We start from the raw sequence: 11,516 nt of genomic DNA, 5'->3' as shown, positions 1-11,516 counted from the left end.
GCCAAAAAACCCGTCTGCGCTAGGCTTGCGACCATGCGTCAAAAAGGCTGTCGCACAAATAAATCGCATGGAGCGAACTGAATGTATTTCGAGATTTACAGACAATCCAAAGGCACCCCGAGCACCGGCAAAGGGCAATGGCGCTGGAGGCTGCGCGCAGGCAATCACGAGACCATCGCCAGTGGTGAGTCTTATGTGAACAAGGCCGATTGTTTGCATGTGATCGAGTTGATCAAAGGAGCAACGGGGGAGACGCCGGTGAAGGAGATTTAACCGCGAGAGTGAATGAGCGACTGCGTCCTACAACCTTTTCCTTTTTTGTTCGAACGACTGGCGGGCCGTCTTTACGTCCCTACGCTCAGTGACGTATGGGGCCATCCGGCCCTGTTTCTCCACATCATTTGAACCCAAAAGGAGCCGCACAATGGCTAGAGACAAAGCGAAAGACGACAAGTACTTCAACTGCACCCAAGAACATGAGGCCGACTACGTCGCCAGCCTCTACCCGCACGCCAAAGAAGAAGTCAAAACCTTCCTGGCTTCGGCATGCCAGGACAACACGCTGCATAACTCAACGCACAAGGAAGTTTATGAGCTGATCAAACAGGAGCTAGGGCACTCGCTGTCGTGAGTGGCTGAGTGCGGGGAGCGGTAGCTCCTGCAAAAATGAAAAGGCCCCACAGGTTTGATCCTGTGAGGCCTTTCCATGTTCGGTGAAGTAACTCGCGGGCAGAATGCGGCAGCTCCGGAATCGAGGGAGTTGAACGATACAAACAAGTAACCTGTTAAGCCCGCTTCGCCTGCACCGCGATACAAGCCTTCTCTCATCACACGTCTCTATGTACGGAGACGCAAAATGACCGAAACCCCAGAAGAAAAAACCATCGGATTCGCCCCATTCATCTACGGCTCAGGGCAACGCACTGTTCCACGTCAGCTCCCGATTTCTGGAATTACAGAGGATGGGGCCAGTCCTAGTTGTCGCGCAGTGCCTGCCTTGAGATGGGCGATCACCAGCCAGCCTTTGCGAATCGCACGGGTAAAGCCCACCTCGAACACTGTCCGACCGCGCTCGTTGACGATTTCGCCATAGCTGCCTTCCCGCAGGCCGCGATCTTTCAAGTAGTTCGGCGATATGGCCTTGTGTAAGGCTTCGCGCTCAGAATGAGGCAGTTGCGCGGACAGGGCATTGTGAGGCGTGGGCATAATTTGTGAGGTCTGCTTGGTTGACGTCCAGCTCGGTCGCCACCACTTTTTTCACATGTTGTTCGAACGTTTCCATGTTCATTCCCTTGCGGTTGGATGCGTACCACGAAACAGTGGCCGGCCCGTGCCGACCACTGGGCTCTTGCGCCATGGCGAGGCGTATCAGACCGCCGTCAGATGCATGAAACCACCGGAGAAGCGCCCGCTTTCCGGGACGAAACACAGCACGCGCTGCCCTTTGTGCAGGCGTCCGGACTCAAGCAGCTCGTGGATCATGATGTAGATCGACGCCGAGCCGGTGTTGCCACGATGAGACAGGTTGGTGAACCAGCGCTCTTGGGGAATCGCCAATTCGGTGTTTTCCATGCACTCGACAATCGGTTTGCGGAAGTATTCCGATGACATGTGCGGCAGGAACCAGTCGATGGCCTCGGGCGACAGGTTGTACTTGATCATCACCTCCTTGAGCGGCTTGCCGAGGGTGTACTTCACCACGTTCTCGTTCAGCAGCCGCACGTCCTGCTTGATTGCGAAAATCGAGCGCGATGCCCATTGCTCAGAGGGCAGCCGCATCCAGCCGGTCAAGCTGTCGTCCTCGGCCTTTTCCGCACCCGCGTACATGCAGGTTGGTAATTCGTTGGCGTAGGAAAAGATGTCTATCCAGTCGATACGTAACGACAGGCTGCCGGCCCGTGGTTGGTTCTCGAGCAGGAAGGCCCCGGCCCCGTCGGATAGCATCCAGCGCAGGAAGTCTTTATCGAAGGCGATTTCTGGGCGGGCCGCCATCTGCGCCACCAGCGCCTCGTTTTCCGCATCGAAATTGCGCGCATGCAGCACCGGCGAAACCACCTCCGAAGCTGTGGCCACTGCCTTGCGGCTGGCTCCCGCAAGCACCGACAGGTAGGCATATTTCAGCGCGGTGAGGCCAGCCAGGCAGATGCCGGCGGTGGACACCACCTCACAAGGTTTGTTGCCCAGCTCGCCATGCACCATCACGCCATGGTTGGGCATCAGTTGGTCCGGCAAGGTGGTGCCGGTGGACAGGCATTCCATGGAGTCCAGGGCAAAATCGTCGCCCACCAGGCCCTTGATCGCCTCGGCGGTTATTTGCGCGTTAGTGAAACGGGGAACACCAGTTTCCGGATCCAGCACATAATAGCGTTGCTTGATTCCGTTATTACGCAACACCACCTGCCGAGACCGTGAAGGTCGCCCGCCCACATACCCGAGAATGTTCTCCATCGTATCGTTATCGACCGCCTCTCCCGGCATATACGTGGATGTTTTCGTAATATAGACAAACGAATTACTCATGATTATTTCACTCTTTAGATTCAAAATTTAGTTGCGAACCGGACGGCTGTTCGTAATAACGCTGCAACTCATTGAGGCGCGTCCGGATAAATGGATGAAGCAAGCGGCGTAACACAAGTGAAATAGGCAGGACGGTCATGATGACCAACAATAGATAGACGATGAATAAGCACAGCAAGAGTCGCCGTAGCCATTGTCCATACTTGCCGAAACGGCAAATTATTCCCGACCAGAACTTGAAGCCTCTATAAGCCGCTCGCTCGCTGAGTATCAGCCCAGGATTGACGGTCGCCGCCCCCAGTCCAGCCAGCATCGGCCCTTCGGCTTTCTCTTTATTGGCATACAGGGCGGCATTCAATGCCCGCCCGAAACGTGCAGCGCCTTGGACATCCTGGGCGCTAATCCCGGCCTTGGGCAGGCCGAGGAATGACTCGCGGTTGCCGGTGAACATCCAGCGCGGTGTGGTAATCAGTGTGGCGAAGGTATTGGCCCGGTCGGTTAGCACCACGTTGTCGCGCAACTGCGCGCCGGCCTCATCCAGTAGACGCTTGACCGCCTCCTGGGCCATCAGCCACATGTTGCGGCAGGCGATCACCGTGACCACCGGGCGCCCGGCCAGCAGACGCTTGCCTTCCGCGCTCTTGAGAAATGCGGTGATCAGCGGTGATGGCGACAGATACCAGACCTGATACGCTAGGATCACCAAGTCGAAGGGCTGAGTGTGATTCGTATACACCGGTTCGATGGCCGGCGGGCTGAGTTGCACGGTCTCGGGAAACACGTCGAAAAATTTGCCCACAGGCCAAGGAAACGGATAGGCAACCCGGGGCTTGAGCACCACTTCATGTACCTTAACCTCCTGTGTCGAACGTAGAGGCGAAATTAGACTTTCGACCACTTCGCTCAACTGACCGCTTTGCGAATAACGAATCACAAGAACATGTTTCATAAGTGCAGGGACCTTTTGCTTTTCAACTACACAAACACGCCAGAGATTCGAGTGGCAGTTCTGTAGAGCGTGATGCTCCACCCCGGATAGCTTGTTGGGGTAATGGCACACCAAGTTTTTAACGTCTAATTTTTATTCGGGACGAGCGAATGCAGTACGTCGCTAGTGGCGTACGCAATAGAAGAGGGGCGCCAACTTGCAGATAGCCGCGGAGGCTGTCTGGCGAAAGTCGATATACGAGTGGGCGGGATTGTTCTGGTAGGCTTTTGCGCGGTTCAACTGCGGCTCATCCGTGATCTTGTACATCATGCAACTCCTGATTCTAGCTCGGGCAGACTGGATTCCTTCCAGTTCTTCACAGACGAACTCTAGATACTTATTGTGGCCTGTCAAATAAGTGCGGCGAATTTTATCGCGTGCCCTCGATTCAGTGGCGCGAATACACGATGGCGCTGTTGGGCCAGGACGTGGTGTAACTCCCATGTTCTGCAGGTGTCCCGGATTTTGCGTAACCGAAATTTCTGTTAAATCGACAGCAGCCGATCTTCGAACTGGATAGGGACGGCGGCTGGACCGGATGTTGATGCATCCGGATCAGCCGCTCTTTTTCACTTCAGTGTTGAGACTTCTTTGGCGTATGCCTGACACGCCGCGAGGGCAATCAGCCCCCGGTCGCCGTCATCGGTGACGCCGATAATTCGTTGAGCATGCGCTGGGTCAAGTTCGGCTCTTGTGGGGCCATGATCCACGCCGCCGGTGGCGGTGGTGGCTGACACCGATCTGTTGCCGGCGCCGGAGGTGGCGTCGAGTAGGACTGACAAGCGCAGATCAGCAGTGGCAAGGCGGTCGCGCAGGCGACCTTGATCACGTTGGACATCGCTCAAGGCTCGGTAATGGGTTTGTTCACTGGTAGCCAGGCGCTGCTCGAGCGCGAGACGTTTGTCTTGTTCGGCACGCTGCTGTGCGGCCGAGTCTAGGGCCTGTTGATTGAGGGTTTCGGCGTGGAGGCGGGCCTGCTCTGCGAGCTGTTTGCCGTAGCGCCAATCCTGTACTTGCCAGGTAATGGCCACAGAACCACCGACCAAGATGACCAGCAGTACGCCTTTTGCCAGCAGCCGATACGGCGCCGGGATCAGTTCGCCGAGACGCATAGCACTGCCCTCGCCCGCCCCCACAACTCCAACCGATCCTGCAGGCCATTGAGACCGCCGTTGATTCTGCGGGTGATCGTGTTGAATTCGTTTTGATCGGCCAGCGCGTTCAGCCCATTCACTGACCAGAACCATGCTGCCGACTCGGCGGCCCACTGCGGCAGCTCCAGCAGTTCAGGCGTGCGCAGCAATCGCTCGTCACCGAACAGCGCCAAGCTGCAGCGCAGGTAGTTGTCGTGACCGGTGACCTGGATCAGACCGCGACCGCGATAGCGCTGGCCATCACCATCCGCTGCCGGGGTGTTGCCCAGTTTCGCAGCCAGGTTGCCGGTGTCGTATTTGCTCAGGTACTGATCGCCGCCCAGCTCCCGGACGTACTGCAGCTGACCCGACTCGTGACCGACTTGCGCCAGAAACGCGGCTTGGCGTTTCGGCGTGTTGATCTGCCGATGCGCCATGGCTGTGTTTAGGGCGGATACAAAAACGCCCGCTTGGCGGCGGGCGTTGGGCATGATGCTTTGCAGCTGTTGTTCAGTGATGGACATACAAACTCCAGACGTAAAAAAACCGCTCTCAGGCGGCGATGGGATGCGGCTACTGTTTCTCGATGTTCACAACCTTGAGGGGTGGTTTCGGCCCTTTCTTTTTCTTGCCCTTGGATTTACCGGCTTTGCCGGCATTGCATTCGACCGTGGTGGACCAGCCAGACTGGGTGAACACTTGCTCGACCGAATCCGCCAGGTACTCGCCATCAAGCCCGACCTTGAAGCCCTGGGCGAGAATGGGCCGCTCGGCGAAAATGTCCGTGCGCCCAGGCATCTCAAAACGCACGTCGGCGGTCGAGCGGTTGAACGCCGCCAGACGCGCTTTCGCGGCCGCTTGGGCAGCGGTCTTATTCGGGTAAATATGCCGGTCGGTATGCACCGCCGGCAGGCCATCCGGCGCGTCGTCGTTGTCGATGGTGACGATGGCCAGCTTTCCGTCTTTCTTGTCTTGGTGCTTGGTCGCAACCGCCTTGTGCGAGCTGCGATCGCCGAGACTGAATTGCCAGCGGCTGAGGTCGCTGCGTGTCAGCGTGACCGCGCCGAACGCTTTGCCGCTTGCGGACTGTCCGCCTTGACGTGGCATCACCAACAGCTTGCCATCGGCCACCTTGGCCGTGCAGTCGTATTGCTTGGCCAGCCGGGTGATGAAATTAAAATCGGACTCGTTGAGTTGATCCACTCGCGCCACTTTGGTCGACACCGGGCACACCGGCTGCCAGCCATTGCGCGCGGCAATGTCGGCCACGATCTTCCACAGCGGCACGTCCTTCCAGCTTCCGCTACGGATGATCTTGCCGCTGCCACGCATGTCGCTGGCCTTGCCTTTGATCACGATCGTATCCGGCGGCCCCGACACTTCGACGGTGTCCACCGTGTAACGTCCCATGCGGGCTAAAGCGGTTTCGGCATAGCCTAAATAGACCTCGATCGAACTGCCCCGCCGAGGCAACTGCACTTGTCCATCCCGGTCATCAATACGCAACTCAAACTCGTCGGACTCCATGCCGGGCTTGTCCGAGGTGCGCAGCAACAACAGCCGATCGTTGATCTTGGCCGTGACGTCGGCACCATCGGCGACGATTCGAAACATCGGGGTCATGGATTTTGCCCAAAAAAAAGCCAGCACAAGGCGGGTCAGAGAAGAATGCACCGTTACGCGTAACGCAACGGCTCGCCTAGCTGATAGACCCTGCACTGGAACTGATGCGAGACATCGTTGCTGCGGCCAGGGAATCACCAGTCGAAGAGATCACCGTTATCCAGCGCGACAACATCACGTCAAAGAAGATGAAAGTCAGGTTTCTTTTCCGCAGCTCTACCAGCGGGTCGTTGTGGAGCGGCAAAACCCTGAGCAATTGGTTCACAGCTCATCTGAAAAAGGCAGAAGTGCGCCATCGAGGCGCCAACCAGTGCCGCCACACGTTCGCCAGCCAGATGCTATCGAGCTATGTGCCCGTCGAATGGGTGGCCAGACAGCTAGGGCACGCCGACACAACAATGGTGAGAAAGCATTACGGTAGATGGATACCTAAGGACACCAAGAGCATAGCCGGTATCGTGTCGAAAATGCTGGGGTTTCGCGAAAACTAATACCTGGGGAGGAATACCTCCCCAAGCAGGGAAGACGGCGGTTAGCGATTGTCTGGATGAACGGCCTCGCTGACTACTTGAATGATTTCATCTGCCGTCATTTCACGCATGATCACGTTTTTTCGAATCAGCTCAAATGCGGCATACATACGCGCATAGGTGTTAACCATAGGGCAATGAGAGTTGTTGTTCGCAACATCTTTGAACTCAGTGAAGCGATTCAAACGATTCACCAAAGTGTGAGCGATGCCCCGGTACCGGCTTTCGTTGTTACCATCATATCCAGAGAAGGTAAGCCAGGCGGCTACGTGGTCACTCGATTGATCTACCCTCGTCTTGTCATCTTGTGAGAGCGCAGCATATCCCCTCCCAATAAAAGAGAACATGTCGAAAACATCACCTACAAAAACTACTTCTTCAGGATTATCGATTTCATTGAAATCGTTATATGCCCACCTCAAAATCCACAAATCATCTTCGCCGACTGCTTGAGTTACCAAGTCTAAGTCGTACCGGCTTTCAACCCCAAGCTTCTTATGAAGATCGCAGAGCATTGCGATGGTCAGTTTTTCGATTACGGTTGGCATTTCCTTTCTCCGGATTTCAGTCCAGTGAAAAACGTCCGAGTCCGGCACAACGATGCCAGCCCGCCATCATGCTAGACGAAACTGAGAGGGAGAAATCTCAGATGGGGAAATTAGTACAGCATAGAACGGCCTAGGCAGGTCCGTGAGACAGAATAAATGCCCTAAATATGCCCTAAACAATCGACCTGAAACGAAAAAGCCCCCGTAATCATCAATGATTACGGGGGCTTCGTCTTGTTCAATAATGGCGGAGAGATAGGGATTCGAACCCTAGGTACCGGTGAAGGTACAACGGATTTCGAATCCGTCCCATTCGGCCACTCTGGCATCTCTCCAACGGCGCGCATCATAACAACACTTTCGCTGGTTGCGAACCCCCCAAGCGAAATTTTTTCCGTGCTATCAGATGCTTGCGTCGATTAAAGCGGTACGCCCAGACGATTGGCGACTTCTTCGTAGGCTTCGATGACGTCACCGAGGCCTTGGCGGAAGCGGTCTTTGTCCATCTTCTTCTTGGTGTCCTTGTCCCACAGACGGCAGCCGTCCGGGCTGAACTCGTCACCCAGGACGATGGAGCCGTCGCTGAACACGCCGAATTCAAGCTTGAAGTCGACCAGCAGCAGGCCGGCGTCGTCAAACAGCTTGGTCAGCACTTCGTTGACCTTGAGCGACAGTTCTTTCATGCGAACCAGTTGCTCGGCGGTGCCCCAGCCGAATGCGACAACATGGGATTCGTTGATGAACGGGTCGCCCTTGGCGTCGTCCTTCAGGAACAGTTCGAAGGTGTAAGGGTTGAGCTTCAGGCCCTCTTCGACGCCCAAGCGCTTGACCAGGCTACCGGCGGCGTAGTTACGCACGACGCACTCGACCGGGATCATGTCGAGCTTTTTCACCAGGCATTCGTTGTCGCCCAGCAGTTTGTCGAATTGGGTCGGTACGCCGGCCGCTTCGAGCTTTTGCATGATGAAGGCGTTGAACTTGTTGTTCACCATGCCTTTGCGGTCGAGCTGCTCGATACGCTTGCCGTCGAACGCCGAGGTGTCGTTGCGAAACAGCAGGATCAAGCGGTCAGCGTCGTCGGTCTTGTAAACCGATTTGGCTTTGCCGCGGTAGAGTTCTTCACGTTTTTCCATGATGGGCTCCGCTTGCTAAGTAGGTGGGCTAGGCGATGTGGCGCCAGTCGAGCCCTGAATCTTGATCGGCCAGTTGCAGCCAGTCCGGGTCGCACCCGAGGGTGTCGACAAAACATTGCCGGGCCAGCTGCGGCAAATTGTTCTTGCTGCTCAGATGGGCCAGAACCAGGTGTTGCAAACCCTGCCAGCCCAACTCGGACACCAGGAATGCCGCCTGGTGGTTGTTCAAATGTCCCAGCTCGCCGCCCACCCGTTGCTTGAGAAAGTACGGGTAGTGACCACGAGCCAGCATATCGCGACAATGATTGGACTCGATCATCAACGCATCGAGATCCCGATAACCGTCAAGCACCCGCTCGCAGTAGGAACCCAGGTCGGTCAGCAGGCCGAAGCGCCGCTGCTCGTAATCACTGAAGACATACTGGGTCGGTTCCTGCGCATCATGGGCCACGGCAATGACCCCGATGTTCAGTGCACCGATCTGCAGTTGCTCGCCGCCGGCCAGAAAGCCTGCGGGTTCAATCGGTTTGCGCATCCCGCGCAGTGTGCCGCGACTGAGGTAGACCGGTAGATTGTAGCGCCGAGACAGCAAACCCACGCCATGCACGTGGTCGGCATGTTCGTGGGTTACGAGTATCGCGCTCAGTTGCGCCGGGTTCACACCCAGGCGCAACAGGCGTTTTTCGGTTTCCCGCAGGGAAAAACCACAATCCACCAGCACATACGTATCAGCACTGGCGATCAGCGTGCCGTTCCCTTGGCTACCGCTGCCGAGAACGGCAAAACGCATGTGATCAGCCCAGATTGTCCTGAATCACGCTCAACACTTTGCGCGCTACGTCAGCCGGTGCGACGGTGTTGATGTTTTTCTCGACGGTGACCTGGATGTTCTCGCCAACCTTGCTCAGGCGAACCTGATAACGCTCGGCACGGGCTTCAATTTCTTCCTTGCTCGGCGCACTGCCAAACAGGCTGCTGAAGAAACCAGGCTTGTCGTCTTTCTTCTCGGCTTTTTCGGCCAGGTTAATGTAGTACAGGCCCAGGCTGCGGTTGATGTCTTCAACACGCCATTCGCCCTGCTCCAGCGCACGGCCAACGCTGGCCCATGCACGGTTCAGATCGGTACCGACGTTCAACACCGGGTTACCGCTGCCATCTTCGCTGAGGCTGACGCGGCTTGGCGTATCGAAATCACGCGAAGCGAGCATCGACACCGAACCGCCCTTTTCGGCAGTACGGCTCATGCTCGCGAGCATGTCGTCGACCAGCGCTGCGTCCAGGCCAGTGTTGACCGAACGATTGGTGAAGGCTACGTCTGCAGTACTGCCGGCAGGCCGCTCGGCACTGACCACATAGATTTCACTGGTATTGCGCTGCACACCCGGCTCGACACGCACACGGACGCGGGTTTCGCTGTCGGCGCCGACGCCCGCTGCGCTCAGGCGCTTGGCCATGGCAGCGGACAGTTCATCGGAGTGCTGCCAGGTGGTGGTGAATTCGCCCGTTTGCGGGCGCTGTTCATCCAGACGGAAACCGTTGTCCTCGAAGAACTGCACGGCCACTGGCCAGACTTCGGCCGGTGGATGCTGCCCCATGACCCAACGCGAATCGCCGCTTTTCTGCAGCGAGTAATCGCTGGCATCGGCGATGGCTGACAACGGCTGAGGACGCGGAACAACGTACTCACCCTTGGCGGTATCGTCAGCGACGTTTCGCGGGATCGGCAGCAGCGGATCCAGACGTTTGGAGGTGCTGACATCCGATGGCAGTTGCATCGGTGCAGTCTGTTGCGCTTGCAGGTAATCGCTACCACGGTCGCGGAAATAACCTTCCGGCCCCCAGACCCATCCGCAGCCGCTGGTGCTGGAGATAATCAAGGCAAGTGCGGAAAGTCCGGCCATTCGCTTCATGCGTTGTACTTCCTCAATTAAACCAGGACGCTGCACTGGCGCAGGGCCGTGCGAAGCGTTTCATGACAAGGTGCGCTCAGCCACGTCAGCGGCAGGCGGATGCCTTCGTGCATCAGGCCCATTTCAACCAAAGCCCACTTCACCGGAATCGGGTTGGCTTCGATGAACAGGTCTTTGTGCAGAGGCATCAGTTTTTCGTTGATGGCCCGTGCGGTATCGGCGTCGCCTTTGAGCGCGGCCTCGCACAGATCCGCCATTTCGCGTGGAGCGACATTGGCGGTAACAGAGATATTGCCTTTGCCACCCAGCAGGATCAGCTCGACCGCGGTCGGATCATCGCCCGACAGCACGATGAAGTCCTTGCTCACGCCATCAATGATCGCTTTGGCACGCGTCAGGTCGCCGGTGGCTTCCTTGATGCCGATGATGTTAGGCACGGTGGACAGGCGAATCACGGTCTCGGCCTGCATGTCGCAAGACGTGCGGCCAGGCACGTTGTAGAGAATCTGCGGGATGTCGACCGCTTCAGCGATGTGCTTGAAGTGCTGGTACAGACCTTCCTGAGTCGGCTTGTTGTAGTACGGGACTACAAGCAGGCAGGCATCGGCGCCGGCGGCTTTGGCGTTGCGGGTCAGTTCGACGGCTTCACGGGTCGAGTTGGCGCCGGTACCGGCGATGACCGGAATGCGGCCGGCAACCTGTTTGACCACGGCTTTGATCACGGCGATGTGTTCTTCTACATCAAGGGTTGCCGACTCGCCGGTAGTACCGACCGCGACAATGGCATGGGTGCCGTTCTTGAGGTGGAAGTCCACGAGTTTGCTGAGGCTGTCCCAGTCCAGACGCCCTTGTGCATCCATGGGAGTGACCAGTGCCACCATACTGCCCGCAATCATGAAACCGCTCCTGCCGGAAAAAGAGAGCGGTAATGGTACTGGCGCCAAGATGCTTGCACAAGCGAAGTACTGCGCTGCCGCCATTCCCCTTGGCGCCGCTTTTCGCTACCCTTCAGACTTTGATCGGTACAGATCAGCTTGTACGCCGGGTTACAGCCTCCCTTTTCGGCCTCCCAAACCCCGTTCCTGCGTCGCATCGACGCGCTCCCGCTATAGTGGAGCGAGCCGCGAGTGC

14 protein-coding genes, 1 tRNA gene and 1 pseudogene are annotated in these 11,516 nt (G+C 57.1%); 3 read left to right on the top strand and 13 right to left on the bottom strand.

From position 1 onward, the window contains the following. Positions 1-81: 81 nt before the first annotated feature. Together AACY18_RS11075 and AACY18_RS11070 are read left to right on the top strand one after the other, a co-directional pair. On the top strand, positions 82-273 hold the full coding sequence (locus AACY18_RS11075; protein WP_221729401.1) for a YegP family protein: 192 nt from the start codon (positions 82-84) through the stop codon (positions 271-273). A 151-nt stretch (positions 274-424) separates the two neighbouring features. After that, positions 425-631, top strand: coding sequence for a hypothetical protein (locus AACY18_RS11070; RefSeq protein WP_339431019.1), 207 nt, complete (start codon positions 425-427; stop codon positions 629-631). A gap of 302 nt (positions 632-933) precedes the next feature. Here AACY18_RS11070 and gmtX read toward each other — a convergent pair whose 3' ends face one another. The 7 genes from gmtX to AACY18_RS11035 all read right to left on the bottom strand — a co-directional run bounded on the left by gmtX (position 934) and on the right by AACY18_RS11035 (position 6,264). After that, entirely contained in the window at positions 934-1,206 is a 273-nt protein-coding gene (gmtX, locus tag AACY18_RS11065) for a gamma-mobile-trio protein GmtX (protein ID WP_339464866.1), read from the bottom strand. Further along, positions 1,160-1,282 (bottom strand): hypothetical protein, encoded by a 123-nt coding sequence (locus AACY18_RS11060; protein ID WP_339434327.1) that lies wholly within the window; start codon positions 1,280-1,282, stop codon positions 1,160-1,162. Before AACY18_RS11060 ends, gmtX begins: the two co-directional genes overlap by 47 nt. A gap of 86 nt (positions 1,283-1,368) precedes the next feature. Continuing rightward, the gene (darB, locus tag AACY18_RS11055; RefSeq protein WP_339434328.1) at positions 1,369-2,520 is read right to left on the bottom strand and encodes a beta-ketoacyl synthase DarB; all 1,152 of its coding nucleotides are present in this window, start codon (positions 2,518-2,520) and stop codon (positions 1,369-1,371) included. A 7-nt stretch (positions 2,521-2,527) separates the two neighbouring features. Further along, on the bottom strand, positions 2,528-3,469 hold the full coding sequence (gene darA / locus AACY18_RS11050; RefSeq protein ID WP_339434329.1) for a 2-hexyl, 5-propylresorcinol biosynthesis aromatase DarA: 942 nt from the start codon (positions 3,467-3,469) through the stop codon (positions 2,528-2,530). Positions 3,470-4,077: 608 nt separating this feature from the next. Next, complete coding sequence (locus tag AACY18_RS11045; protein ID WP_339434330.1) at positions 4,078-4,620, bottom strand: lysis system i-spanin subunit Rz; 543 nt, start codon at positions 4,618-4,620, stop codon at positions 4,078-4,080. Further along, complete coding sequence (locus tag AACY18_RS11040; protein ID WP_339434331.1) at positions 4,602-5,165, bottom strand: glycoside hydrolase family 19 protein; 564 nt, start codon at positions 5,163-5,165, stop codon at positions 4,602-4,604. Before AACY18_RS11040 ends, AACY18_RS11045 begins: the two co-directional genes overlap by 19 nt. A 49-nt stretch (positions 5,166-5,214) precedes the next feature. After that, positions 5,215-6,264, bottom strand: coding sequence for a phage late control D family protein (locus AACY18_RS11035; protein ID WP_339464865.1), 1,050 nt, complete (start codon positions 6,262-6,264; stop codon positions 5,215-5,217). Positions 6,265-6,344: 80 nt separating this feature from the next. On the opposite strand from AACY18_RS11035, the pseudogene AACY18_RS11030 reads away from it, so the two are divergent. After that, positions 6,345-6,755 (top strand): annotated as a pseudogene (locus AACY18_RS11030) (tyrosine-type recombinase/integrase); the annotation flags it as partial. A gap of 41 nt (positions 6,756-6,796) precedes the next feature. Here the strand turns inward: AACY18_RS11030 and AACY18_RS11025 are convergent. From AACY18_RS11025 to dapA, 6 genes are all read right to left on the bottom strand, one after another. Further along, on the bottom strand, positions 6,797-7,342 hold the full coding sequence (locus AACY18_RS11025) for a YfbU family protein (RefSeq protein WP_339464864.1): 546 nt from the start codon (positions 7,340-7,342) through the stop codon (positions 6,797-6,799). Between the two features lie 245 nt (positions 7,343-7,587). Continuing rightward, positions 7,588-7,677 (bottom strand) — tRNA-Ser (locus AACY18_RS11020). Positions 7,678-7,761: 84 nt separating this feature from the next. Continuing rightward, complete coding sequence (gene purC, locus AACY18_RS11015) at positions 7,762-8,475, bottom strand: phosphoribosylaminoimidazolesuccinocarboxamide synthase (RefSeq protein ID WP_122608857.1); 714 nt, start codon at positions 8,473-8,475, stop codon at positions 7,762-7,764. A gap of 28 nt (positions 8,476-8,503) precedes the next feature. Beyond that, positions 8,504-9,265: an MBL fold metallo-hydrolase gene (locus tag AACY18_RS11010; RefSeq protein WP_339430753.1), complete on the bottom strand. Its 762-nt coding sequence runs from the start codon at positions 9,263-9,265 to the stop codon at positions 8,504-8,506. 4 nt (positions 9,266-9,269) lie between these two features. Beyond that, entirely contained in the window at positions 9,270-10,385 is a 1,116-nt protein-coding gene (bamC, locus tag AACY18_RS11005) for an outer membrane protein assembly factor BamC (RefSeq protein WP_339464863.1), read from the bottom strand. Positions 10,386-10,402: 17 nt separating this feature from the next. Then, a complete protein-coding gene (dapA, locus tag AACY18_RS11000) occupies positions 10,403-11,281 on the bottom strand; it encodes a 4-hydroxy-tetrahydrodipicolinate synthase (RefSeq protein ID WP_339430751.1) in 879 nt (292 codons plus the stop codon). Between the last annotated feature and the right edge of the window lie 235 nt (positions 11,282-11,516).

Source organism: Pseudomonas sp. EA_65y_Pfl2_P74, assembly GCF_963970575.1.
Lineage (GTDB): Bacteria > Pseudomonadota > Gammaproteobacteria > Pseudomonadales > Pseudomonadaceae > Aquipseudomonas > Aquipseudomonas baetica_A.
The sequence above is the reverse complement of the archived record's forward strand: the minus strand, read 5'-3'. Positions and strand labels throughout refer to the sequence as shown.